Raw genomic sequence first — 22,488 nt, forward strand, 5'->3', positions numbered from 1 at the left:
CAGCGGATAAGTCTCAACGGACCGGGTAGCCCGCGTCCCGGATGGCCTGCTTGACCTGGGCAATCGCGTCGTCGGGGCCAAAGTGGAACACCGAGGCGGCCAGCACGGCGTCGGCTCCGGCGGCCACGGCTGGCGGGAAATGCTCCGGCTTGCCGGCGCCGCCCGAAGCGATCAGCGGGACTTTCACGGCGGCGCGGACGGCGCGGATCATTTCCAGGTCGAACCCGTCCTTGGTGCCGTCGGCGTCGATCGAGTTGAGCAGCAACTCCCCCACGCCGCGCTCCGCTGCTTCCTTCGCCCACTGCACCGCGTCGATCCCGGTGCCCCTGCGGCCGCCGTGTGTGGTGACTTCGAACCCGGAGGCTACCGAGGGGTTGTCGGTGCGGCGGGCATCAAGCGAGAGCACCAGCACCTGGGAGCCAAAATGGCGGGTGATTTCGTCAATCACGTCGGGCCGGGCCACCGCGGCGGTATTGATCGCGGCCTTGTCGGCTCCGTACCGCAGCAGCTTGTCCACGTCGGCGACTTCCCGCACGCCGCCGCCCACGGTCAGCGGGATGAAGACTTCCTCGGCGGTGCGGGCCACGACGTCGAACGTCGTCTCGCGGTTGCCGGAGGAAGCGGTGACGTCCAGGAACGTCAGCTCGTCGGCGCCGGCAAGGTCGTACCGGTGCGCCAGCTCCACCGGATCACCGGCGTCGCGCAGGCCTTCGAAATTAACTCCCTTGACCACACGTCCGGCGTCGACGTCGAGGCAGGGGATCACGCGGATGGCAACAGTCATGGCTTACTCCGGAGCAGTCAGATGCGGCAGGCGTGGATGGTGCTGACCAGAATGGCCCGGGCGCCGAGATCATAGAGCTCGTCCATGATCCGGTTGGTCTGGGTCCGGCGGACCATGGAACGCACGGCCACCCAGCCGGTGTCGCGCAGCGGCGAGACCGTGGGCGATTCCAGGCCGGGGGTCAGCGTCGCGGCGGCATCCACCAGGTCCTTGCGGATGTCGTAGTCCATCATCACGTATTCGCGGGCCACAATGACGCCGCGGAGCCGGCGCATCAGCACGTCCAGTCCGGGCGGAGGGTTCTCGCCGGAGCGGCCAATCAGCACGGCCTCGGATTTCAGGATGGGGTCGCCGAAGATCTCCATGCCTGCGGCGCGCAGGGTGTTGCCGGTTTCCACAACATCGGCAATGGCATCGGCAACGCCCAGGCGAACGGAGGATTCAACCGCTCCGTCCAATCGGACCACGGAGGCTTCGATGCCGCGCTCGGACAGGTAGCTGCGCAGCAGCCCGTCGTAGCTGGTGGCCAGGCGCTTGCCGTTCAGTTGCTCGGCGCGGGAGAACTCCCCCACCGGGCCGGCGAAGCGGAACGTGGAGGTCCCGAACCCGAGGTTCATCAGCTCCACGGCTTCCACCTGGGCATCCAGGAACAGGTCGCGGCCGGTGATGCCGACGTCCAGGGTGCCGGACCCCACATACACGGCGATGTCGCGGGGACGCAGGAAAAAGAACTCAATATCGTTGTCCGGGTCGGTCATGACCAGTTCGCGGGTGTCGCGGCGCTGGCGGTAACCGGCTTCCCCCAGCATGGCGGAGGCGGCCTCGGACAGGGATCCCTTGTTGGGAACAGCTACACGGATCATGTGAAAGTCTTTCTGGAATCGGCTCGGCCGCAGCGCGGCCTTCAAGGATGGATTCGGCCTGGGTCCGGGCGGGGCGCCGACGAGGGCGGCGTCCCGCTACAGATGCTTGTAGACGTCCTCCAGCTGCAGTCCCTTGGCGATCATCAGGACCTGCAGGTGGTACAGCAGCTGGGAGATTTCCTCGGCGGCGGCTTCGTCGGATTCGTATTCGGCTGCCATCCACACTTCGGCGGCCTCTTCGACGACCTTTTTTCCGATCCCGTGGATGCCGGAATCCAGCTCGGCTACCGTACGGGAGCCCTCCGGGCGCTGCTGCGCCTTGTCGCTCAGTTCCGCAAACAGGGATTCGAAGGATTTCACGCCCTTTAGCCTACGTCAGGAGCGCGGGACGGCGACAAACCGCCGTCCCCATTGTGACGAACCCCTCCGGCGCGCCGGGCCGTCCGCTCAAAGTTCCCGCTCAAACGCCGAGGCCCCGGAGGGTGGCCGCGGTTGCCAGGGCCGCGGTGACCGCTTCGTGCCCTTTGTCCTCGGTGGAGTCCTCCAGGCCGGCACGGTCCAGGCCCTGCTGCTCCGTATCGCAGGTAAGCACGCCGAAGCCCACCGGCTTGCCGGTCCGGACGCTGACATTGGTCAGGCCCTCCGTGGCGGCCTGGCACACGTACTCGAAGTGCGGCGTGCCCCCGCGGATCACGACGCCGAGCGCCACCACTGCGTCAAAGTGCGGAGCCAGGCGGGCGGCCGCCACGGGCAGCTCGAACGCGCCGGGCACGCGGACCACGGCAGGGTCCTCGATCCCCGCCTCGGCGGCCGCGCGCAGCGCGCCGTCGACCAGACCGTCCATGATCTGGGTGTGCCAGCTGGCTGCGACGATGGCGAGCTTCAGCCCGCCGGTCGCCTCCTGCAAGCCGGTGATGTCGATGACTGGGGCTCCGTGTCCGCTCATGTTCTTCCTTCGTGAATGTCTTGTCGGTAATGAATGTGTGGCCGGGGCGCAGGCGTCAGCTCTGCTGCACCGGTGTGGTCTGCAGGACGGCCAGCCGGTGGTCCATCCGGTCCCGCTTGGTCTCCAGGTAGCGGCGGTTCTGCTCGCGGAAGGGAACTTCGGCGGTCACCATCTCCACCACCTCGATGCCCAGGGCTGCCAGCGTCACGCTCTTGGCCGGGTTGTTGCTCAGCAGCCGGATGGCGCCGATGCCCATGGCGCGCAGGATGGCGGCCGCGGCCGAATAGTCCCGCGCATCCACGGGCAGACCCAACTGCTCATTGGCCTCCACGGTGTCGGCGCCGGCCTCCTGCAGGGCATAGGCCCGCATTTTGTTGGCCAGTCCGATGCCGCGCCCCTCCTGGCCGCGCAGGTACAGGACGGTTCCACCTTGTTCGCCGATCAGCGCCAGCGCCTGTTCCAATTGTTCGCCGCAGTCGCAGCGGTAGGACGCGAACACATCCCCGGTCAGGCATTCGGAGTGCAACCGGACCAGCGGCTCGGCCGCCGGCCGGACCGGGGAGGTGATGCTCAGGTGCTCCACGCCGGTGGCGGCATCCGTCCAGGCCTGCGCCATGAAGTTGCCGAAGCCGGTGGGCAGCTGAACCGACGGGCCGGCCTCGACCGTTGCCGCCGGCGCCTTTTCGCGGATGTCGTCAGTGGCCACGGTGCTCCGCCTTCGAGAGGGACGTCCGGGCCGGTGCCGCGGACAGGTAGTTCGCGAGGTCCTCAATCGAGACCAGCGGACAGTTGTGCTCGTCGGCGAATGCCCGCAGGGCCGGCAGCCGCATCATGTCTCCCTCGTCGTGCACCAGCTCGGCGATGACACCGACCGGCGCCCGCCCGCCCAGGCGGCACAGGTCCACGGCCGCCTCGGTGTGGCCGCGCCGCGCCAGCACTCCGCCGTCGACCGCGCGCAGGGGAAAAACATGGCCGGGCCGGGTCAAGTCCGCGGCGGTGCTGTCCGCCGCAGCGAGCACCGACGCGGTGCGTGCACGGTCCGCGGAACTAATCCCGGTGGTCACGCCGGCGGCGGCATCGCAGGACACCGTGTAGGCCGTGCCCTTGGCGTCCTGGTTGACCTCAACCATCGGCGGCAGCCCGAGTGCGTCGGCGCGGGCCGCCGCGAGCGGCACGCAGATGACACCCGACGTGTAGCGGATGGTCCAGCCCATCAGCTCCGGGGTGGCGGCGTCTGCGGCGAAGATGATGTCGCCTTCGTTTTCCCGGTCCTCGTCATCAACAACCACGACGGCGCGGCCCGCGGCGATCGCCGCCACGGCTGCTTCGATGGTGTCCAGCGCGATCCGCGGCTCCACCGCGGCGCTCATGAGCGGGCTCCCGGGGTAAAGGCCAGCAGCCGCTCGGCGTACTTGGCCAGGACATCCACTTCCAGGTTCACCGTGTCGCCGGGCTGCTTGGCGCCCAGTCCGGTGTCGGCCAGCGTGGTGGGAATCAGGCCGACTTCGAAGAACTGCGTCTCCGCCGCGGCATCGCTGACCGAGGTGACCGTCAGCGAGACGCCGTCGACGGCGATGGACCCTTTCTCCGCGATGTAGCGGGCCAGCTCCAGCGGAACGGTGAAGCGCAGCCGTTCCCAGTCGCCCAGGTCCTCGCGTTCAGCCAGCGCGCCCACCCCGTCCACATGACCTTGGACCACGTGGCCGTCCAACCGCCCGCCGGCCGGCACGCAGCGTTCCAGGTTGACGGTCTGCCCCGGCTGGAGCGAGCCGGTGGTGGTGCGGGTCAGCGTCTCGCCCATCACGTCCACGCTGACCCGGCTGCCATCCAGGGCAACGGCCGTGAGGCACACGCCGTTGACGGCGATCGACCCGCCGAGCCCGAGGCCGGGTGCCGTCCGGGGCGCGGTGAAGGTCAGCACGGCGCTGTCGGTGGCTGGACTCAGGTCCAGCGATTCAACCCGCCCTTGTTCGGCGATGATTCCGGTAAACATTCACTTGCCTTTCTGGGTGCCGCGGAACGGCAGAGGTTCAAGGTGCAGGCGCAGGTCAGCGCCCAGGGTGCGGGCACTGCCGCCGGCGTTATCCCAGCGCCACCGGCTTGCCTCGGCCAGTGTGCCGATGCCGAGGTCGGCCACCGCGCGGGTGCCGGCACCGAGCATCAGCGGTGCCAGGTAGAGGACCAGTTCATCGATCAGGTCGGCGCGCAGGAAGGCCGAGGCGATGGTGGCTCCGCCTTCGATCATGGCGTGGCCGACGCCACGGCCGGCCAGTTCGGCCAATACTTCGGCGGGATCGTGCGTGGCCAGTTGCAGGAAACGGCCATCGGTGCCGCGGACTGCAGCGTCTGCGGGCACCTTCCGGCGCCCCATCACCACGCGCAGCGGCTGGCCGGGCGTCTCGGCCCCGGCCCGGTCCCGAGCGGTCAGCCGGGGGTTGTCCGCGGCGATGGTTCCGTTCCCGGCGATGATCGCATCCGCGCGGGAGCGGATGCCGTGGCTGTCGGCCCGGGCTTCCTCCCCGGTGATCCATTGGCTGGTGCCGTCTGCTGCAGCGATCAGCCCGTCCACGCTCTGCGCGATGTGCAGCGTGGTGAACGGTCGGACTTCGCGCCGGGCCTGGAACCAGCGGTGGTTCAGTTCCTGGGCCCGCTGCGGCATCATGCCGGTGCGCACGGCGACGCCGGCTGCGGCCAGCCGCTGCGCTCCGCCGGCCGCCTGGTCGGTGGGGTCGGCCGCAGCGTAAACCAGCGAGCCGATGCCGGCTTCCAGGATGGCGCCCGAGCACGGGCCGGTCCGGCCGCGGTGATTGCACGGCTCCAGGGTCACCAGCATGGTGCAGTCTGCCAGCTCCGCTTCGCGGCCTGACGGCACGTTGGCCAGCGCATCCACTTCGGCGTGCGGCGTGCCCGCTCCCCGGTGGTATCCGGTGCTGACCACCTCGCCGCGCGGGTCGATGATCACCGCACCCACCAAGGGATTCGCGCCGCGAACCCCCTGCCCGGCGGCCTGGAGCGCCAACTCCATGCCGCGCTGCTCCGCCGTCGAAAATTGCTGGCTGATGCCAGGGGCAGGCAGGCTCATGGCACACGCACCGGCTCGTCGCCGCCGCCGGCCTGTGCCGGCTGCCCGATCCGCGGATCGGGGTGCAGCGTCTGCACCTCGGGCTTGGCCAGTGCATTGGCCCGCCACCAGACGAAGAATCCAACCAGGGTGAAGCCGCCGTAGAAGAGATACATGAAGGCGCTCGCGTAGTAGCCGGCGCTGAACAGGAGCGGCACGCCCACAATGTCCACCGCGACCCAGATCAGCCAGAATTCGACCCAGCCGCGGGCCATGCCGTAGGTGGCCAGCAGTGAACCGACGAACGTCCATGCATCGGCCCACACCGGCTCGTAGGAACCCAAGGCAGCGAAGACCGGGGTCAGGGCGACAGTGCCCAAGAGCAGCGCCGCGACCAGGCCCACACGCGCCTTGGCGCCGGCCCACTGCGGGGTGATGGCGCTGCCGGTGCCGTTGCGTGCGGCGCGCCAGCGGTTCCAGCCGTACACGGCCACCGCGATGAACATGATCTGCCGGCCTGCCTGTCCCAGCAGGTTGGCCGTGCTGGCGGAGCCGAACAGCGAGCCGAGGAAGACCGTCAGCAGCAGCAGGTTGCCGATGATGCCCACCGGCCAAGCCCATACTTTTCGGCGCATGCCGCCGAGGGCGCTGAGGAGTCCAAAAATGTTTCCCAGAACTTCGCGCAGCAGCAGTGAGCTGCCGGCAACGGGAATCTGAGCTTCAAAGAGCCACCGCAGAAAATCCATGCCGTTCCTTTCGAGCCGCGGCGGCTCCGGGGGAACGACAGTGCGGTAGGTCCGGGCACCCGGGCTTAAACGGTCAGTGACCGTACCCCGTGGCCCATTGCTGCCACCTGTACGTGCTTCTCCCATCCAGACTTTAACTGTCGGTACCGGAATTCCACCGGTTCAACCGTGGCCTCGAGTTCCGGGTGGAACCTTCGGCAACGGGTCGCGGACTATAACCGCCGGTTCGGACTTACACCGACCCCGGAGCACGTTGTGTTTGCGTAACTATGCTCTCATAACTGCTGCAAGGGTTCCCGCATTCCCGTCACATCGTGTAACAGCGCTCACAGCACCTTGGCAGCGGCCCGCAGCGAGGCGATCGCTTGCTCAGGATCCGTCTGGCCGTAGACGGCGGAGCCGGCAACAAAAACCGTGGCACCGGCCTCGGCTGCCCGCACAATCGTCTCTTCGGTGACGCCACCGTCCACTTGGATGGCCACCGGCAGCCCGGATCCAGCCACCGCGTTCGCCGCCTTGCGGATCTTGGGCAGCGTCACATCCAAAAACGCCTGGCCGCCGAAGCCCGGTTCAACGGTCATGATCAGCAGCAGGTCCATCTCGGGCAGCAGATCGAGATACGGCTCGACGGCGGTGGCCGGCTTGAGTGCCATGCCCGCCTTGGCTCCATGGAACCTCAGTTCCCGGGCCAGCCGTACCGGCGCCTTCGCCGCTTCCACATGGAAAGTCACCGATTCGATGCCGGCCTCGGCATAGGCCGGTGCCCACCGGTCGGGATCGGCAATCATCAGGTGCGCGTCCAAGGGCAGGCTGCTGACTTCCTGGATCCGCTGCACCACCGGCAGTCCGATGGTCAGGTTAGGCACGAAATGGTTGTCCATCACATCCACATGCACCGCATCGGCGGTACTGATGCGCTGCAGTTCGGCTTCGAGGTTGACGAAATCAGCCGAGAGGATGCTGGGGTTGATGCAGCAATGTGCCATCGGATGCTTACCTGCCTGTCGAGGTGTTGTTGGAGTGGGGGAACCTGTGCGGCTTGATCCGGTGCGGATCAGTTGCTTCTGCGCAGCAGGGCCATGAACATGGCATCGGTGCCGTGGCGGTGCGGCCAGAGTTGCGCGGTGGTCCCGCCGTCCCGTCCGACCGTGTCCCCGCCAGGCTGTCCTGCTTCCAGATGGCCCGGGAGGCTGACGCCGTCGAGGACGGCGGACGTGTCCAGCAGTTTCAGCCCGGGGTGACGGCGCAGCAGGTCGGCGACCACCGCCGTCGTCTCCGCCGGGTGCGGGGAGCACGTCACATAGGCGATCAGGCCGCCCGGCTTCGCGGCCGCGACGGCGGCTTCGAGCAGTTCACGCTGCAACGGCCCCAACTGGGCAACGTCGGACGGCTTCCGGCGCCAGCGGGATTCCGGCCGGCGCCGGAGGGCTCCCAGGCCGGTGCAGGGCGCGTCCACCATGATCCGATCGAACTGGCCCGCATACTGGTCGCCGACCTCGCGGCCGTCTCCGGTGCGGATCTCCCAAACGTCCGCAGGGACCGGCGCCAGTGCCTTGCGGACCAACTCGGCTCGGTGCACGGCTACTTCGTTGGCCAACAGCGTGGCACCCTGCTTGGCGGCCAGCGCAGCGAGCAGGGCCGCTTTCCCACCCGGGCCGGCGCAGAGATCGAGCCAGCGCTCGCCCGGCGCTGCCGGGGCTGCCGCGGCCAAGGCACGGGCCACCAGTTGGGAGCCGGCGTCCTGGACACGGGTGGTTCCGGCCCGGACGCTGGCCAGCCGGCCGACGTCGCCGCCGGCATACAGGGCGGAGCCTTCGACAAGATCCCCGGGCTCAGCCCCTGCCTCGACCGCCTCGTCCAACGTGCCCAGTCCGGGCAGTGCCACCAGGTTCACCACAGGCGCGGCGTTGTCGGCGGCCAGCAGGTCTTCCAATTCGTCCACGCTGCGGCCATGGGCGGCCAGCGACTGCCGCAGGGCCCGGACGATCCATTCCGGGTGGCTGTGTTCCAAGGCTGCGGCCCTGACCGGGTCCGTCTCCCCCGCCGTCAGCTCGGCGGTCCAGCCGCTGAGGTCGTGCGCGGTCACCTTGCGCAGCACGGCATTGATGAGCGAGCCCGGCCCGGCGCCGATCACCGCGCGGGCCAGGCTGACGGTCTGGTCCAGGGCGGCATGTGCCGGCACCCGCATGGCCAGCAGCTGGTGGGCGCCCAGGCGCAGCGCATCAAGGATCGCGGGGTCCAGCTGATCCAGTGGACGGTCGACGCAGCGGGCGAGAATGGCATCGTAAGTGCCCAGGCCGCGCAAGGCACCGTAGGCCAATTCCGTGGCGAAACCGGCGTCCCGCTTGTCCAGCCGGTGTTTGCGGATGCTCGCCGGCAGCACCAGGTTCGCATACGCGTCGTCCCGTTCCACCGCGCGCAGCACCTCGAAAGCGGCCAGCCGGGCCGGATCTGCCGTCCTCGACCGCTGCGATGGAGCCGACTGCGAGTAGTGCCGGGTTCCGCCGCGGTTACGCTCCCGCCCGGCAGCATCACGTCGTCCGCTCCCCTGGCCCCCGCCGCCCTGTCGGCCGCGTCCCTCGTTGTTGCCGCGGCCGCTGTTCCGGCCGCCTTCATTCCGGCCGTTCATTCGAAGCGCACATCCTCACGTTGCCCAAGCCCGCGGGCCCAGTCTGCAGCATCCATCATTTTTTTACCTGCCGGCTGGACCTTGTCCAGCTCAAGTGCGTGGGAGCCGGTACCCACCAGGGCGGACGCCGAGGATCCGCCGGACAACCTGACCATCCCCGGCGGCACATCCCGAGTCTCCGGCCGCGGCCGTACCGGTCCCAGCTTGAATCGCTGCCCATCGAGCATGGTCCAGGCACCGGGCTCGGGCGTCACACCATTGATCCGGCGGCGGATGGCCAGCGCCGGCTGCCGCCAATCGATGTGCCCGTCCTCCAAGGACAGCTTGGGCGCCAGACTGACATCGCCGGACTGCGCCACGGCCGCGGCATTCCCTGCGCCGACGGCCGCGAGGGTTTGGGACAGCAGCACGGCGCCGCTGCGGGAGAGTCTTTCCAGCACCTCGCCGCTGGTGTCCTCCGGGCGCAGCGCCTCGGTCAGCGTGCCGTAGACCGGGCCGGTATCCAGCCCCTTTTCCAGCAGAAAGGTGGAGGCGCCCGTGACATCGTCGCCGTGGATGACGGCGTGCTGCACCGGTGCCGCACCGCGCCAGGCGGGCAACAGCGAGAAGTGCAGGTTGATCCAGCCATGTTCCGGGATGCCGAGGGCTGTTTCCGGGACGAGGCCGCCATAGGCCACGATGGCCGCCACGTCCGGAGCGGCTGCCCGGATGGCGTCCATGGTGCCCTGGTCAATCCGGTTGGCCCGGATCACCGGCACCCCCAGTTCGACGGCGCGGGCCGCCACCGGCGAAGGAGTCATGATGCGTTTCCTGCCCACGGGCGCATCTTCACGGGTGAGCACCGCCACGATCTCGAACCCGTCCTGGACTAGCCGGTCGAGGGACGGCACCGCCACGCCCGGCGTGCCGGCGAAAAGTACGCGCAAGCCGCTGCCGCTGTCGGTCATGCCAGCGGCTGCCCGAAGGAACCGGTGCGTGCCGCTGCCGGACCGCGGCTGAAGCCGGAACCGACGTTTGCGGCCCGCTGGGCCTGGGTTTCACCGGCCACTTCGTTATAGCCCGCATTGCGGATGGAACGCAGCGCGTTCTTCCGGTCCTCGCCGGTGAGGTGGTCGATGTAGAGGATCCCGTCGAGATGGTCTGTCTCGTGCTGGAAGCAGCGGGCCAGCATGCCGTCGCCCTCGTACTCCACCGGGTTGCCGTGTATGTCCTGGCCCGTCACCCGCGTCCAACGGCGCCGGCGCACCGGATAGCCCAGCGCGGGGATGGACAGGCAGCCTTCGGCCACGTCCTCTTGAAAGTCGTCGCTGAGCTCAAGCACCGGGTTGACCACGTGGCCCCGCTGGCCACCCACGCGGAAGGTGAAGACCCGCAGGCTGACGCCAATCTGCGGTGCGGCCAGCCCTGCGCCGTCGACGTCCTCCATGGTCTCGTCCATGTCCGCCACCAGCTTGGCCAGTTCCGGCCCAAACCCGGTCACCGGTTCCGCCTTGGTCCGCAGGACGGGGTCGCCGATAATCCGGATGCTCAGGATCGCCATGTAGTTCTTGTCCTCACTGCTGCCGCGTAGGCGGCGGGCGAAAGTTGTTAAGTTCCGGTCCAGTTTAGTGGGCCGGCTGGGCCGCCTGCAGGGCCGGTGCCGGAGGCGCGACCGGCAGCAGGGCGCGGCCGGCTTCCGATACCTGAAGATGCGTCTCCCAGGCACGCCGCAGCGAGCAGAACCGGTACCAGTGCCAGCGGAGCACCTCAGGGTTGGCCCGCATGGGCCGGACTTCAGTCTCGCCGATCGCCACCCCCAACAGCAACGGATCGTCGCCGTACGCCCACGGCTCCCAGCTTCCCGCCACGCCGTCCACCAAGGACTCTTGGGCCTTCATGCCCGCCACCAACTGCATGACCACTTTGTCATTGAGCGCTTTGACCTGGCCGTTACGGTCCGTCCCCTTGGTCTTGAAGTCAATCAGGCAGGTACGGCCGGCGATCCGGGCCACCAGGTCCAGGGTGCCGGCGTACCCCACTTCCTGGTTCCAGACAGTAATCTCCGGAGCTATAGGCTCCACCGAGTAGAGCTGCCACCACTCGTCGAACCTGTCGGCGAACGCTTCTTCGCCGTTTGCCTTCAGTGCCTCCCGGGCGCCGGCGACGTCATGGTCCTTATCCAGCGCCCGCAGCGCCACCTGTTCGCAGTACCCGTGCACCCGGTCGCCGCGCAGCGCCGCCGCGTCCCGGTAGCGGTCGGCCGCCAGCGTGGCTTCTTTCGCCAGCGTCCGCAGCCGCCCCGGATTTCCGGCGGCTTCGGCCAATCTGGCGTCGGAGGCGAGTGACGTGGCCGCCATGTGGGCAAACCAGCCGTCCAGGGTGGTCGGTTCCTGCGCGATCACCGTGGTGATGGAGGGGACCGACGGCGGCTCCGAGGTGGAGCGCGCGTACATCCGGCCGTTGGCGGTGGCATGCGCAAGGAGTGGTGCAGTCATAAAGAGATCTTCTCAGGTTCCACTGACGGTTCTGGTCCGCAGTCCACGGCTAAGGCTCATCCGCTGCGACGCCGGCCTTCCGTGTGCCCTGCGGTGACCCAAAACAAGCATCCCGGCCGGGCTGCTGCCTGGCCGGGATGCTTGTGATGTGGTGGGCGATACTGGGTTCGAACCAGTGACCTCTTCGGTGTGAACGAAGCGCGCTACCACTGCGCCAATCGCCCCCTAGGTGCTGCGGATGCGCCGAACGCTTCCTGCAACGTGTAGAAATGCTAGCCCACAGGTCCGGAGAATCAAAAATCGCCGGCCGGACGGCCGGCATGGCGGCGCCCGCATCGCGCCTCTGCGGTGAACCAGAGGCGCGATGACCCCCTCGGCGCGCACCGCCGTCGTGGATTGGACGCCCTGGTTGCACTGACGTTTCACTCGCCGGTGGCGCCGATTGGACGAAGCGGGAAACGTCCTATAGAGTTTTTACTCGTTGGAAATCACAACAACGCCGCGAGCGGTTCCACGAACAGTTCGCGGTCAAAGTGATGGATAACTTCTGCGGACGTAGCTCAGCTGGCTAGAGCACCACCTTGCCAAGGTGGATGTCGCGGGTTCGAATCCCGTCGTCCGCTCGCAAGTCACTGTTTGTGCCAGCGTCGCTGGCCGGTCCTAGGGTAATTGCCCATAGGCGCGGTGGGGTGGCCGAGAGGCGAGGCAGCGGCCTGCAAAGCCGTATACGCGGGTTCGAATCCCGTCCCCACCTCGTGCGGTGGCACGGCAAGCAGGCAAACATCTCGTGAGAGATCACGGGCGATTGGCGCAGCGGTAGCGCGCTTCCCTGACACGGAAGAGGTCACTGGTTCGATCCCAGTATCGCCCACTGAAACAGGCCGGAGTGATCCGGAACAGTTTCGCGCGGACGTAGCTCAGCTGGCTAGAGCACCACCTTGCCAAGGTGGATGTCGCGGGTTCGAATCCCGTCGTCCGCTCCATTTTTCTTCATTTCCTCCAGTGCCCGCCTCGGGCAGACCGGGGCGATTGGCGCAGCGGTAGCGCGCTTCCCTGACACGGAAGAGGTCACTGGTTCGATCCCAGTATCGCCCACCATCGAAAGGCTCCCCTCAGCGGGAGCCTTTGTTATTTAAACTATTGAGCACCCGCCGTGAAGTGCCTACGATGGAATGGCAGGGGCGAAGGGCCCCCCGTCGGAAAGGAGGTGCCAGTGTCGTTATTTGACGAGCTCAAGGGCAGGGCAGGAGCACTCAAGGACAAGGCAGCCGGTCTCGTGGGAGAAAACTCTGACACGATCAAGGGTGCCGTCGGCAACGTCGGTGATTACATCGACACCAAGACCGACGGTAAGTATTCCAAGCGGGTAGACGGCCTGCAGGCCAAGGCATCCGGTTTAGTCGACTCATTCGGCGGCACGGGTGGCCAGGCGCCGTCCGACGGGAACACCTCGTCCAACTAGTCCTTAGCACGCCATGGAGGGCACCGGACCGCCGGGAGGCGGGGCCGGCGCCCTTCTTCGTTAAGCGAACTCTTCGCTAAGGGACGTTGAGAAACTACGGCTTCGTGAACGACCTACGCCGCGGCTTCGCCGGCCTGGCCCTCACGGGCCAGCGCGGTCAGACGGGACACCGCCCGGAAGTACTTCTTCATGTAGCCGCCGGACATCATTTCCGGCGTGAACAGTTGATCGAACGGCACTCCGCTGGCGATGATCGGCACGTCCTTGTCATACAGGCGGTCGGCCAGCACCACGAACCGCAGGGCCACGGCCTGTTCGGAAATGGTGTGCACGTTGTGCCAGGCCACCGCATCCACGCCGTCGAGGAACTGGCGGTAGCGGCTGGGATGCACGCCCTCCAAATGGTTGACGAGGTCGGAAAATTCGTCCGCGGCCACCACCTTGCCGTCGAAATCATGCAGCCGGCGCTTGAGATCGTGGTTGCTGAGCGGTTCCGGAGCGGCCGGCAATCCGCGGTGCCGGTAGTCTTCCCCGTCCACGCGGATGACATCGAACTGGTCTGCCAGCACCTGGATCTCGCGCTGGAAGTCAACCGCGGCGAAGCGACCGTCCCCCAGCGAACCCGGCAAGGTATTGGACGTGGCGGCAAGCTTGACCCCGGCGTCGGCCAGCTCCCGCATCAGCCGCGACATCAGCACGGTGTCGCCCGGATCATCCAGTTCGAATTCGTCGATGCAGACCAAGCGGTAGCTGCTGAGGGCTTCCACGGTTTTACGGAAGGATAGTGCGCCAACCAAGTTGGTGTACTCGACGAAGGTGCCGAAGGCCTTCGGCCCATCCACCGCGTGCCACAGTGAGGCGAGCAGGTGCGTCTTGCCGACGCCGAAGCCGCCGTCCAGGTAGATGCCGGCGCGGCTTTCCGGCTTGGCGCCGCCAAACAGCTTCTTCAAGCCCTTCGGCTTGGGCCGGTCGACGGCAGCGGCAAAGTGCTGCAGCGCCTTGACGGCCGCGGCTTGGGACGGCTGGGCCGGGTCCGGACGGTAGCTGGCAAAGGACACTTCGCCGAAGCGCGGCGACGGGTGCAGGCCCGCCAGCAGTTCGTCCACGGACACCTTGGGGGTCCGGCGTGAAAGCTGTTCAATCTTGGGCACGTGAAGCTTACCGCTGCTTTCCTGACATGGGTTTGGCGACATGGCGGACGGAATGCCGCCAGCAAAACGATACGCTACACGCGCCGATCAGGGGCAGTTGGTGTCGGCCCGGAAGCTTTTGCCGGCTCCGGTGGTTAGGCTAAACAGAAGTCCCGCGCCGTCTTGCACGGCCCCTGCACGCTACGGAAAGGTTTTGCCATGCCCATTGCCGCTGAGCAGAACGAGAAGTTCGCCGCCTACGCCAACCCCGACCGTCTGGTCTCCACGCAGTGGTTGGCGGACAACCTGGGCACGGAAGGGCTGGTGGTAGTGGAGTCAGACGAAGACATCTTGCTGTATGAAACCGGGCACATTCCGTCAGCCGTGAAGATCGACTGGCACACCGACCTGAATGACCCGGACACTCGCGACTACGTGGACGGGGAAGGCTTTGCCGCGCTCCTGGGCTCCAAGGGCATCAGCCGCGATACCACCGTGGTGCTGTACGGCGACAAGAGCAATTGGTGGGCAGCCTATGCGCTCTGGGTCTTCGCCCTGTTCGGCCACGAGGACGTGCGGCTGCTTGACGGCGGCCGCGACAAGTGGATAGCGGAAGGCCGCGAACTCACCACCGAGGTGCCGCAGCCGGCACCGGTGGAATATCCTGTCATCGAACGTGACGACGCGCCGATCCGCGCCTTCCTCCATGATGTGCTGGACCACTTCGGCAAGCCGCTGGTGGACGTCCGCTCCCCCGAGGAATACTCCGGCCTCCGCACCACCATGCCGGCCTACCCGGAGGAAGGCGCGCTGCGCGGCGGCCACATCCCGACGGCGGCGTCCGTCCCGTGGGCGCGGGCCGCGGCCGACGACGGCACGTTCCGCACGCGTGAAGAGCTCGAAGCCATCTACCTTGGCGATGCCGGCCTGAAGCCGGGCGACGACGTGGTGGCGTACTGCCGGATTGGCGAACGCTCCAGCCACACCTGGTTCGTGCTCAAGCACCTGCTGGGCTTCGACACGGTCCGGAACTACGATGGCTCGTGGACCGAATGGGGCAACGCGGTGCGGGTGCCGATCGTCAAGGGCGACCAGCCCGGACAGCTCCCCGCTGCGGCCCGCTGAGGAATAGCCGTCCGCCGCTGAGCGTTAACAATGACAACTTAGAAAATCCCCCAGAGAGCGCAACGTAACCTGATGACTGTGTCGCCCCAGACCATTCCCGAACCGCTGGCCGAGATAATTGACGATTTCCAGGCGGTCACCGAGGCCGAACGGCTGCAATTGCTGCTGGAATTCTCCCGCGAACTGCCGGAGCTGCCGGAACGCTTCGCCGGGCATCCGGAACTGCTGGAGCAGGTAGTGGAGTGCCAGTCGCCGCTTTTCCTCACGCTGGAACTGGGCGACAACCCGGACCAGGATGTGCAGATCTACTTCTCGGCCCCGCCGGAGGCTCCGACCACCCGCGGCTTCGCCTCGGTGCTGCACGAGGGGCTCAATGGGCTTCCGGCCCAGCAGATCCTGGCAGTACCGGATGACATCGCCGAGCATCTGGGCCTGACCCGTGCGATCACGCCGCTGCGGATCCGCGGCATGTCCGCCATGCTGTTCCGGATCAAGCGCCTGATCTCCGAGGCCCGGCAGCTGCGCGCAGCCTCGACCTGAGCGTGGCCAAGCACAAACCATCCGCCGGAACCCCCGCCACCACGCTGCTGCAGCGGGCGGGGGTTCCGCATGTGCTGCACAGTTATACCCACGACCCCTCGGCGTCCAGTTTCGGTTTGGAGGCCGCCGAGGCGCTGGGCATGGATCCGGCGCGGGTGTTCAAAACGCTGATGGCCACGCTGGACGGTTCGCTGGCGGTCGCCGTCGTGCCGGTCAGCTCCAGCCTGGACCTGAAGAAATTCGCTGCTGCCTTGGGCGGCAAGCGGGCCGCCATGGCCGATCCTCAGGTGGCGCAGCGGCGCACCGGGTATGTGCTGGGCGGCATCTCACCGCTCGGGCAGAAACAGGCCAGCCCCACGGTGCTGGACTCCACCGCACCGGGCTTCGCCACCATCCTGGTGTCCGGCGGACGCCGCGGCCTGGACGTCGAAATTGCGCCGGACGACTTGGTGGCGCTGACCCAGGCCGCCGTCGCGCCAATCAAGACCGGCTAGCGCTTGCTGAGGCAACTGGCAGTCCCCACCGGGGCGCAACGCTGATAACGGAATGCGCCTCGACTGGTCCTGAACACTCGGCGCCACATTGGAGCTCATCCGGCAAGCAACCCTCATGCTCCGAGACGTGAGGCGCGGAAACCCGAGGGCGCCGAGAGCCGAGCATCAGAGCGGCTGGACATCCCCTGCCCTATGTGGCGCCGGCTGAATGGCGCCGGGCGTCCAACCATGGACGCCGCGATGGGCCGGCACGCAACAGGCTACCCGCGCCCACGTGACGTCGAAGATGGGGTGGTGCAGGATCAGAAAATGCGTTGCAGGATCAGCTTCGCCCCAGTACACGGCTCAGGAAGGACGCGACCACGCGCTCCCAGCGTTCCGGGTCCACGTTCCATTCCCGGGTATGCCCGGCCCCGCTGAAACGCTCGAAGGTGACCAGCGGGTTCTTCTCCGCCAGGGCCGCGGACGGCCCGTACGGCACAAAGTCGTCGTTCTCGCTGTGCACAATCAGCGTCGGCACCCGGAGTTCGTCGGCCCGGGCCACCCAGTTCATCATCTTCAGGTCCAGCGGAGCAGCCAGCCCGGTCAGCAGCCGCCCAGCCTTGTTCGAGATCAGCCACTGCGAGAACTGCCCCACCGCATCCGGAATCCGGTTCAGCCGTGCCTGGTGCGCCAGCACATCGGTCCAGTCAATCACCGGGGCGTCCAGCACCAGCGCCCGGATTCGGCTTCGGTAGAGCGACTGGTCAGCGGCCTGGAGGCTGATCGCCCCGCCCATCGACCAGCCCACCAGCACAACATCCTGGGCGCCGTTCGCCAGTGCAAAACGGATCGCCGCCTCCACGTCGCGCCATTCCGTCATGCCCAGCCCATAGCGGCGGTCCGGCGCGGAGGGGGCCTCGCCGTCGTTCCGGTAGGAAATCAGCAGCGACGTCAGTCCCAGTTCACGGATGGCACGCACGGCACGCACGCCCTCCGCCCGGGAAGCTCCGCGGCCGTGCACCATGATGGCCCACGTGCTGGCCTCCGACTCGGCGCGGATCAGCCAGGCTGGTGCGGTGCCGCCGTCCACCTCGATCTGCACTTCCTCGTTGGCCAGCCCGACGGCGGCCGGGTCAGGGTAGGCGGCACCGCCCCACCAGCCGCGCGTGGCTGCGGCGAGATCGCCGGTGTAGACCTGCTCGACCGTGCGCTGGACGGTGCCTTCCCGCGGCGAGTAGGACGTCACCTCCCCCACCCGTGCCACGCCGCGCCCGCCGTCGAAATAGACGCTGTAGACGCCCGGCGCGGTGGTGTCCAAGGTGGCCGGCAGGATGATTTCCTGCTCCGGCCAGGTTCCGACGACGGCCAGGATCTCCAGATCCTGGACATGCTCGCGGACCGGAGTCAGCACCTGGCGGGCAAAGTAGGAGGCCAGGCCGGACGTCGCGCCGGCCAGGACCGATCCCGCGGTGGCTCCGGCCACTGCCCCCAGCAGCAGCCAGCGCGCCCTGGGCAGGGTGCCGGTGCCGGTGCCGGTGCCGGTGCCGGCGGAAATGTTCCCGGACCGGGGAGAACGTTCGAACACAGCCATGGCTCCATTCTTGCCGGTGCCGCCGTAGACCGCTAACCGGCAGGCCGTCGGCGTGCCGGTTTGTTGTGAGCGGTTGGGCTGCTGATTAGGCTGGGCACATGACGGAAACCATCGTGGTGCTGACCGAGGAACCGCTGAACGAATCCGACCTGCAGAACCTAGGTTGGCTGGCTGGTGAGCAGACCGTCGCCGAACAGACAACCTTCCGGGTACTGATTCCCGAGGACACCAAGCGGAACCTGCTGCTGGATTTCCTGGAACGGCTGAGCATGCTGGAGGTCGGCACCGCGTTCCGCGAACTGGCCCAGGGCCAGCCGGATCCGGACGAGGCCCGGCTTGAGGCCGCCGAGGCCAAGCGCCTGTCGGTGAAGATGCTGGAAGAGGGCGGCTTCAAGGGCACGGTGGACATTGTGGAGGACGACGGCGTGTCCGCCTTGGTGGCGTACGTTGGCGCGCATTCGGCGGACCGGGCGGTGGTCATCACCCGGCCGCATGCCATTTCCGATACCTTCCACACCGACTGGGCCAACCGGGCACAGGAGAAGCTGGGCATTCCCGTGCTGCACCTGTACTCGGGCTCGGGATACATTGGCGACTCGTGAGCGTTGGAGAGAATATGAGCAACACAGAAACCGGCCAGTTCCCCGTGACCAAGAGCGACGACGAGTGGCGGCGCGAACTGAGCCCGGAGGAATACCACGTGCTCCGCGAGGCCGGCACCGAGCGCCCGTACACGGGTGAGTACTGGGACAGCCACACCGAAGGCACCTACAGCTGCCGCGCCTGCGGGGCGGAGCTCTTCACCAGCAAGGAGAAGTTCGACTCGCATTGCGGCTGGCCGTCCTTCTGGGCGCCGCTGGCCGAGGGAACCGTCCGCTACCTGCGGGACGGTACGCTGGGCATGGAGCGGATTGAGGTCCGCTGCGCCAACTGCAATTCGCACCTGGGCCATGTGTTCGAGGGCGAAGGTTACGAAACCCCCACGGACCAGCGCTACTGCATCAACTCTGTCTCCCTGACGTTGAAGGACGCAGAGCAGCCCAAGGATGCAGAGTAGCGCCCAAGCACCCTCCCTTCTCTCGAAGGCCGGCACGCCTCGTCGTCCCCGGCCGTGATCAAGCCCGGCCAGCGCGAGCCGGGCTTCGTCATTGTGGCCTGTCTGTAGCACCGAGCATTACACTTGCTTACCTATCGGCCGTTTTGAAATAAGTGTGGCTGTTGCGTTGCTACGCTCGCTACATACTTCAGCAGCTTGCCGGGACCTGCCCGGCCGACGGAAAGGCGAGGCAACGATGACCATCACCCCCACGCGCTCCAATTCCCACAGCACATTGCAGGGCAACCCGGCACAGCACCCCGCCTGGCTGCGGCTCAAGGCGGCCGCCACCGAACTGCGCATCCTCCAGGTTCGCGACGGCTCCGTTCCGGACGACAGCAACAAGCCGGCGGCGGCCCGGCACACGGACGCCATCGTCGAGGCCATCAATCAGCTGGCGCCGCTGTTCGAACACGACGCCGATTATCTGGACAAGCTGGCCGCGGATTTCCGCACCTGGCGCGACGGCGGATTCGGCGTTCCGGACTTCCTCGACTCGCTGTTGGCCTTCCAGCCGCAGCAGCACCGGGTCAACGGGCTGCAGCACCTGGTGGTCTTCCCGATGTACACCCAGAACGGCAGCAGCGACCGGCTGGTGGAGGCCGTGCTGATCGAAGTCATCTGGCCCGACTTCATCGGCGAACTGGAGGCCGGCGCCTACTCCAACAAACTGTTCGTGCCCATCCGCTTCCTGGATTTCACGGCCGGCTATGACACCAACTCCGCCGTGCTCTTCCCGGAGACCGTGGCGGTGCGCGAAACCCCGGTCTTCACCTGGGGCGCCATTTTCGCCGACCGCGAGGCAGCCCGCTTCCGCACCGTGGTCCGCGCCGCCGCCGAGATCACCTCGCTGCAGCTGCCGGACGAGGCCGCGGCGCTGCTGGATGACCAGCAGCTGACGCAGGAAACGTTCGTGATGTGGGACCTGATCCACGACCGCACGCACATGCGCGGCGACCTGCCGTTCGACCCGTTCATGATCAAGCAGCGGATGCCGTACTTCCTGTACTCGCTGGAGGAACTGCGCTGCGACCTGACGGCGTTCCGGGAATCCGTGCGCCTGTCCCACGACGTCAAGGCATCCGACGAGGTCCGCAAGCACGCCCAGCTGGTGCAGTACGCGGTGATCTTCGACCGGATCTTCCGCTTCGCCATCACCGGCAACCGGGTGCGCAACTACGACGGCCTGGGCGGCCAACTGCTGTTCGCCTGGCTCCACCAGCACCGGGTGCTGCACTGGACGGACGGCAAGCTCTCCATCGACTGGGACAACGTGGCGGACGCCGTGGTGGCCCTGGGCCACGAGATCGAGGAACTCTACTGGCGTTCCATCGACCGGCCCAAGGTGGCCCACTGGCTGGCCGCGTACCAGATGCTGACCAAGACGCTGACCCCGCATCCGGCGTCGGTATGGGCCAAGGGTCCCGACGCGCTCCCGCTCACCGGGCTGCCGCGCGAGGTGACCGACCAGGTGATGGACGACGAGTTCCCGCTGTCCATGTTCTATGAGGCGCTGTCCCGGAAGATGAAGCCGGTGATCGAGTCCACCTCCGGGATTACCGGCGAGGCGGCCTGAGATGGCCGGCGGTCCGCAGTCCGGCAGCGGCGAGGCGCCCGCCAGCGCCGACCAGCTGCTGGGCGCCGCGCCCGGCCCCGGCGGGCTTGCCGGGCTGAAAGTCGTGGTGGCCGGTGCCTCCGGTGCCTCCGGCCAGGCCGTCACCGCAGCCTTGACCGGCGCCGGTGCCACCGTGCTGGCGGTGGGCAGCAACAGGGACCGGCTGACCGCCGCCTACGGGAAGAACGACGCCGTTGCCTCCTTCGAGTGCAACCTCGCCGACCGCGCGGCAGTCGAAGGGCTGGCCGGCTCGATTGCCGCAGAGCACGGCGGCGCCGATGGCCTGGTCCATCTGGTCGGCGGCTGGCGCGGCGGCAAGGGCCTGACCGGCCAGTCGGACGACGACTGGGACTTCCTGCACGCGCAGCTGATCACCACTTTGCGGAACACCACCCGCGCCTTTTACCCACAGCTCGAAGCGTCCGGGTCCGGCCGGGTGGCCATTGTCTCGGCCACCGCAACCGAATCCCCCACCGCCTCCGGCGCCAACTACGCCGCTGCCAAGGCCGCCGCGGAGAGCTGGATGCTCTCGGTGGCCGACGGCTTCCGTCGGAGCCAATCCGGGCGCAAGGTGGATCCCGTCCCCCAGCGCTCCGCCGCCGTCGTATTGGCGGTCAAAGCGTTGGTGGATGATTCCATGCGCCGGGCCGACCCGGCGAAGTCGTTCCCCGGTTTCACCGACGTGGCGGACCTGGGCCGGGCGGCCGCCGCACTGTTCGTCCTGGACGCGGCCCTGCTCAACGGAGCACATATCCGGTTGGCCTGATGCGTGCTCGCTGTGACGGCAACCACTGATTAAGGAATACTGAAACACGTGACTGATTCCCCCTTGCTTTCCGGCTCCCTGCACGACACCGATCTGCGCGGCTTTGCCTCCGACAACTACTCCGGCGTGCACCCGGAGATCCTGACGGCGCTGGCCCATGCCAACACCGGGCACCAGGTCGCCTACGGCGAGGACGCGTACACCGCCCGGCTGCAGCAGGTGATTGCAAGCCACTTCGGCGAGGCTGCCCAGGCGTTCCCGGTGTTCAACGGCACCGGCGCGAACGTCTTGTCGCTGCAGTCGCTGCTGCCGCGCTGGGGCGCCGTCATCTGCGCCGCCACCGCCCACATCAATGTGGACGAGAACGGCGCGCCCGAACGCGTCGGCGGGATCAAGCTCTTGTCCGTGCCGGCCGAGGACGGCAAGCTCACCACCGAGCTGATCGACCGCGAGGCATGGGGCTGGGGCGACGAACACCGCGCACAGCCGCTGGCCGTTTCCATCACGCAGAGCACCGAACTCGGCACGCTCTACAGCATTGAGGAAATCCGGGCGATCGCCGACCATGTGCACGAGCGCGGCATGAAGCTGCACATGGACGGGGCCCGGCTCTCCAATGCGGCCGCCGCGCTGGGCACCGACCTGCGCAGCTTTACCACCGACGCCGGCGTGGACATCCTCTCGCTCGGCGGCACCAAGAACGGCCTGCTCTACGGCGAATGCGTGGTGGTGCTGAATCCCGACGCGGCCCACGGCCTGCCCTACCTGCGCAAGATGAACATGCAGCTGGCCTCAAAGATGCGGTTCATCTCGGCCCAGCTCATCGCCCTGTACGACGGCGACCTGTGGCTGCGCTCTGCCTCCCACGCCAACGCCATGGCGGCCCGGCTGCGCGCCGCCGTCGAGGGCACCACCGGGCTCTCGCTGACCCAGCCCACCCAGTCCAACGCGGTGTTTGCCGCCCTGCCGCCGGGCGTGGCCGACCGGTTGCGGCAGAAGTTCCGCTTCTACGACTGGGACGAATCCCGCGGCGAGGTCCGCTGGATGTGCTCGTTCGACACCACCGAAGAGGACATCGACGCCTTCGCGGCGGCCATCCGGAGCGAGCTCTCCTAGCCCGGTTCGGCGTTGTGCCCGGTTGCCCCGGCTTTTCCGGCGCGCCTGCCTGACGTCACGCGGCGTCA

25 protein-coding genes, 6 tRNA genes and 1 riboswitch are annotated in these 22,488 nt (G+C 67.5%); of the genes, 14 read left to right on the forward strand and 17 right to left on the reverse strand.

The features are described from left to right. Positions 1–13: 13 nt before the first annotated feature. From hisF to MNQ99_RS11425, 15 genes are all read right to left on the reverse strand, one after another. Positions 14–784, reverse strand: a complete 771-nt coding sequence (gene hisF / locus MNQ99_RS11355) for an imidazole glycerol phosphate synthase subunit HisF (protein WP_241913019.1) — start codon at positions 782–784, stop codon at positions 14–16. 17 nt (positions 785–801) lie between these two features. Further along, positions 802–1,647 carry an ATP phosphoribosyltransferase gene (gene hisG, locus MNQ99_RS11360; protein WP_127514681.1) on the reverse strand — a complete coding sequence of 282 codons (846 nt, stop codon included), beginning with the start codon at positions 1,645–1,647 and terminating at the stop codon, positions 802–804. Positions 1,648–1,743: 96 nt separating this feature from the next. After that, positions 1,744–2,007 (reverse strand): phosphoribosyl-ATP diphosphatase, encoded by a 264-nt coding sequence (locus MNQ99_RS11365; RefSeq protein WP_127514683.1) that lies wholly within the window; start codon positions 2,005–2,007, stop codon positions 1,744–1,746. 100 nt (positions 2,008–2,107) lie between these two features. Beyond that, complete coding sequence (gene ribH, locus MNQ99_RS11370; protein ID WP_241913020.1) at positions 2,108–2,593, reverse strand: 6,7-dimethyl-8-ribityllumazine synthase; 486 nt, start codon at positions 2,591–2,593, stop codon at positions 2,108–2,110. A 55-nt stretch (positions 2,594–2,648) separates the two neighbouring features. After that, positions 2,649–3,299 carry a GTP cyclohydrolase II gene (ribA, locus tag MNQ99_RS11375; protein WP_241913021.1) on the reverse strand — a complete coding sequence of 217 codons (651 nt, stop codon included), beginning with the start codon at positions 3,297–3,299 and terminating at the stop codon, positions 2,649–2,651. Continuing rightward, a complete protein-coding gene (ribB, locus tag MNQ99_RS11380; RefSeq protein ID WP_241913022.1) occupies positions 3,289–3,963 on the reverse strand; it encodes a 3,4-dihydroxy-2-butanone-4-phosphate synthase in 675 nt (224 codons plus the stop codon). Before ribB ends, ribA begins: the two co-directional genes overlap by 11 nt. Then, positions 3,960–4,586, reverse strand: coding sequence for a riboflavin synthase (locus tag MNQ99_RS11385; RefSeq protein WP_127514689.1), 627 nt, complete (start codon positions 4,584–4,586; stop codon positions 3,960–3,962). The genes ribB and MNQ99_RS11385 overlap by 4 nt, the downstream gene beginning before the upstream one ends. Continuing rightward, positions 4,587–5,675 carry a bifunctional diaminohydroxyphosphoribosylaminopyrimidine deaminase/5-amino-6-(5-phosphoribosylamino)uracil reductase RibD gene (ribD, locus tag MNQ99_RS11390; protein ID WP_241913023.1) on the reverse strand — a complete coding sequence of 363 codons (1,089 nt, stop codon included), beginning with the start codon at positions 5,673–5,675 and terminating at the stop codon, positions 4,587–4,589. Continuing rightward, positions 5,672–6,400 (reverse strand): nicotinamide riboside transporter PnuC, encoded by a 729-nt coding sequence (gene pnuC, locus MNQ99_RS11395; protein WP_241913024.1) that lies wholly within the window; start codon positions 6,398–6,400, stop codon positions 5,672–5,674. The genes ribD and pnuC overlap by 4 nt, the downstream gene beginning before the upstream one ends. Positions 6,401–6,510: 110 nt before the next feature. After that, positions 6,511–6,655: riboswitch (FMN riboswitch) on the reverse strand. 71 nt (positions 6,656–6,726) lie between these two features. Next, complete coding sequence (rpe, locus tag MNQ99_RS11400) at positions 6,727–7,386, reverse strand: ribulose-phosphate 3-epimerase (RefSeq protein WP_241913025.1); 660 nt, start codon at positions 7,384–7,386, stop codon at positions 6,727–6,729. A 68-nt stretch (positions 7,387–7,454) separates the two neighbouring features. Continuing rightward, positions 7,455–9,029 carry an RsmB/NOP family class I SAM-dependent RNA methyltransferase gene (locus MNQ99_RS11405; RefSeq protein WP_241913026.1) on the reverse strand — a complete coding sequence of 525 codons (1,575 nt, stop codon included), beginning with the start codon at positions 9,027–9,029 and terminating at the stop codon, positions 7,455–7,457. Next, entirely contained in the window at positions 9,026–9,955 is a 930-nt protein-coding gene (gene fmt, locus MNQ99_RS11410) for a methionyl-tRNA formyltransferase (RefSeq protein ID WP_241915342.1), read from the reverse strand. Before fmt ends, MNQ99_RS11405 begins: the two co-directional genes overlap by 4 nt. Before the next feature lie 17 nt (positions 9,956–9,972). Then, complete coding sequence (def, locus tag MNQ99_RS11415; protein ID WP_241913027.1) at positions 9,973–10,569, reverse strand: peptide deformylase; 597 nt, start codon at positions 10,567–10,569, stop codon at positions 9,973–9,975. 64 nt (positions 10,570–10,633) lie between these two features. Then, positions 10,634–11,503: a cytochrome gene (locus MNQ99_RS11420; protein WP_127514703.1), complete on the reverse strand. Its 870-nt coding sequence runs from the start codon at positions 11,501–11,503 to the stop codon at positions 10,634–10,636. 149 nt (positions 11,504–11,652) lie between these two features. Next, positions 11,653–11,727, reverse strand: a tRNA-Val gene (locus MNQ99_RS11425). A 325-nt stretch (positions 11,728–12,052) separates the two neighbouring features. Here MNQ99_RS11425 and MNQ99_RS11430 point away from each other — a divergent pair. From MNQ99_RS11430 to MNQ99_RS11455, 6 genes are all read left to right on the forward strand, one after another. Continuing rightward, positions 12,053–12,126, forward strand: a tRNA-Gly gene (locus tag MNQ99_RS11430). A gap of 60 nt (positions 12,127–12,186) precedes the next feature. Further along, positions 12,187–12,257 (forward strand) — tRNA-Cys (locus tag MNQ99_RS11435). 45 nt (positions 12,258–12,302) lie between these two features. Further along, positions 12,303–12,374, forward strand: a tRNA-Val gene (locus MNQ99_RS11440). Between the two features lie 35 nt (positions 12,375–12,409). Then, positions 12,410–12,486 (forward strand) — tRNA-Gly (locus tag MNQ99_RS11445). 40 nt (positions 12,487–12,526) lie between these two features. Beyond that, positions 12,527–12,601, forward strand: a tRNA-Val gene (locus tag MNQ99_RS11450). A gap of 115 nt (positions 12,602–12,716) precedes the next feature. Further along, positions 12,717–12,965 carry an antitoxin gene (locus tag MNQ99_RS11455; RefSeq protein ID WP_241913028.1) on the forward strand — a complete coding sequence of 83 codons (249 nt, stop codon included), beginning with the start codon at positions 12,717–12,719 and terminating at the stop codon, positions 12,963–12,965. A 113-nt stretch (positions 12,966–13,078) separates the two neighbouring features. Here the strand turns inward: MNQ99_RS11455 and zapE are convergent, their stop codons facing one another. Further along, positions 13,079–14,116, reverse strand: coding sequence for a cell division protein ZapE (zapE, locus tag MNQ99_RS11460; protein ID WP_241913029.1), 1,038 nt, complete (start codon positions 14,114–14,116; stop codon positions 13,079–13,081). A 198-nt stretch (positions 14,117–14,314) separates the two neighbouring features. On the opposite strand from zapE, the gene MNQ99_RS11465 reads away from it, so the two are divergent. The 3 genes from MNQ99_RS11465 (at position 14,315) to ybaK (ending at position 16,254) form a co-directional block, all read left to right on the forward strand. After that, positions 14,315–15,220: a sulfurtransferase gene (locus tag MNQ99_RS11465; RefSeq protein ID WP_241913030.1), complete on the forward strand. Its 906-nt coding sequence runs from the start codon at positions 14,315–14,317 to the stop codon at positions 15,218–15,220. Between the two features lie 72 nt (positions 15,221–15,292). Then, complete coding sequence (locus tag MNQ99_RS11470; RefSeq protein WP_241913031.1) at positions 15,293–15,760, forward strand: SufE family protein; 468 nt, start codon at positions 15,293–15,295, stop codon at positions 15,758–15,760. A 2-nt stretch (positions 15,761–15,762) separates the two neighbouring features. Beyond that, positions 15,763–16,254, forward strand: coding sequence for a Cys-tRNA(Pro) deacylase (ybaK, locus tag MNQ99_RS11475; protein WP_241913032.1), 492 nt, complete (start codon positions 15,763–15,765; stop codon positions 16,252–16,254). A 322-nt stretch (positions 16,255–16,576) separates the two neighbouring features. Here ybaK and MNQ99_RS11480 read toward each other — a convergent pair whose 3' ends face one another. After that, positions 16,577–17,827 (reverse strand): alpha/beta hydrolase family protein, encoded by a 1,251-nt coding sequence (locus MNQ99_RS11480; RefSeq protein ID WP_241913033.1) that lies wholly within the window; start codon positions 17,825–17,827, stop codon positions 16,577–16,579. 98 nt (positions 17,828–17,925) lie between these two features. Here MNQ99_RS11480 and MNQ99_RS11485 point away from each other — a divergent pair, with 98 nt between their 5' ends. From MNQ99_RS11485 to MNQ99_RS11505, 5 genes are all read left to right on the forward strand, one after another. Then, complete coding sequence (locus MNQ99_RS11485) at positions 17,926–18,429, forward strand: hypothetical protein (RefSeq protein WP_127514716.1); 504 nt, start codon at positions 17,926–17,928, stop codon at positions 18,427–18,429. 14 nt (positions 18,430–18,443) lie between these two features. Beyond that, positions 18,444–18,884: a peptide-methionine (R)-S-oxide reductase MsrB gene (msrB, locus tag MNQ99_RS11490; RefSeq protein WP_241913034.1), complete on the forward strand. Its 441-nt coding sequence runs from the start codon at positions 18,444–18,446 to the stop codon at positions 18,882–18,884. Positions 18,885–19,119: 235 nt separating this feature from the next. Further along, positions 19,120–20,499, forward strand: coding sequence for a DUF6421 family protein (locus tag MNQ99_RS11495; protein WP_241913035.1), 1,380 nt, complete (start codon positions 19,120–19,122; stop codon positions 20,497–20,499). Position 20,500: 1 nt separating this feature from the next. Next, positions 20,501–21,304, forward strand: a complete 804-nt coding sequence (locus MNQ99_RS11500) for an SDR family NAD(P)-dependent oxidoreductase (RefSeq protein WP_241913036.1) — start codon at positions 20,501–20,503, stop codon at positions 21,302–21,304. 48 nt (positions 21,305–21,352) lie between these two features. After that, positions 21,353–22,420 (forward strand): threonine aldolase family protein, encoded by a 1,068-nt coding sequence (locus tag MNQ99_RS11505; RefSeq protein WP_422387448.1) that lies wholly within the window; start codon positions 21,353–21,355, stop codon positions 22,418–22,420. Positions 22,421–22,488: the final 68 nt, after the last annotated feature.

Origin of the sequence: Arthrobacter sulfonylureivorans (genome assembly GCF_022637435.1) — a bacterium.
Classification (GTDB): domain Bacteria; phylum Actinomycetota; class Actinomycetes; order Actinomycetales; family Micrococcaceae; genus Crystallibacter; species Crystallibacter sulfonylureivorans.

Coding starts and splice junctions, on each gene's coding strand:
- hisF (WP_241913019.1), bottom strand. CDS start 784: ATGACTGTTGCCATCCGCGTGATCCCCTGCCTCGACGTCGACGCCGGA.
- hisG (WP_127514681.1), bottom strand. CDS start 1,647: ATGATCCGTGTAGCTGTTCCCAACAAGGGATCCCTGTCCGAGGCCGCC.
- ribH (WP_241913020.1), bottom strand. CDS start 2,593: ATGAGCGGACACGGAGCCCCAGTCATCGACATCACCGGCTTGCAGGAG.
- ribB (WP_241913022.1), bottom strand. CDS start 3,963: ATGAGCGCCGCGGTGGAGCCGCGGATCGCGCTGGACACCATCGAAGCA.
- MNQ99_RS11385 (WP_127514689.1), bottom strand. CDS start 4,586: ATGTTTACCGGAATCATCGCCGAACAAGGGCGGGTTGAATCGCTGGAC.
- ribD (WP_241913023.1), bottom strand. CDS start 5,675: ATGAGCCTGCCTGCCCCTGGCATCAGCCAGCAATTTTCGACGGCGGAG.
- pnuC (WP_241913024.1), bottom strand. CDS start 6,400: ATGGATTTTCTGCGGTGGCTCTTTGAAGCTCAGATTCCCGTTGCCGGC.
- rpe (WP_241913025.1), bottom strand. CDS start 7,386: ATGGCACATTGCTGCATCAACCCCAGCATCCTCTCGGCTGATTTCGTC.
- MNQ99_RS11405 (WP_241913026.1), bottom strand. CDS start 9,029: ATGAACGGCCGGAATGAAGGCGGCCGGAACAGCGGCCGCGGCAACAAC.
- def (WP_241913027.1), bottom strand. CDS start 10,569: ATGGCGATCCTGAGCATCCGGATTATCGGCGACCCCGTCCTGCGGACC.
- MNQ99_RS11420 (WP_127514703.1), bottom strand. CDS start 11,503: ATGACTGCACCACTCCTTGCGCATGCCACCGCCAACGGCCGGATGTAC.
- MNQ99_RS11465 (WP_241913030.1), top strand. CDS start 14,315: ATGCCCATTGCCGCTGAGCAGAACGAGAAGTTCGCCGCCTACGCCAAC.
- MNQ99_RS11470 (WP_241913031.1), top strand. CDS start 15,293: ATGACTGTGTCGCCCCAGACCATTCCCGAACCGCTGGCCGAGATAATT.
- MNQ99_RS11480 (WP_241913033.1), bottom strand. CDS start 17,827: ATGGCTGTGTTCGAACGTTCTCCCCGGTCCGGGAACATTTCCGCCGGC.
- MNQ99_RS11485 (WP_127514716.1), top strand. CDS start 17,926: ATGACGGAAACCATCGTGGTGCTGACCGAGGAACCGCTGAACGAATCC.
- msrB (WP_241913034.1), top strand. CDS start 18,444: ATGAGCAACACAGAAACCGGCCAGTTCCCCGTGACCAAGAGCGACGAC.
- MNQ99_RS11495 (WP_241913035.1), top strand. CDS start 19,120: ATGACCATCACCCCCACGCGCTCCAATTCCCACAGCACATTGCAGGGC.
- MNQ99_RS11500 (WP_241913036.1), top strand. CDS start 20,501: ATGGCCGGCGGTCCGCAGTCCGGCAGCGGCGAGGCGCCCGCCAGCGCC.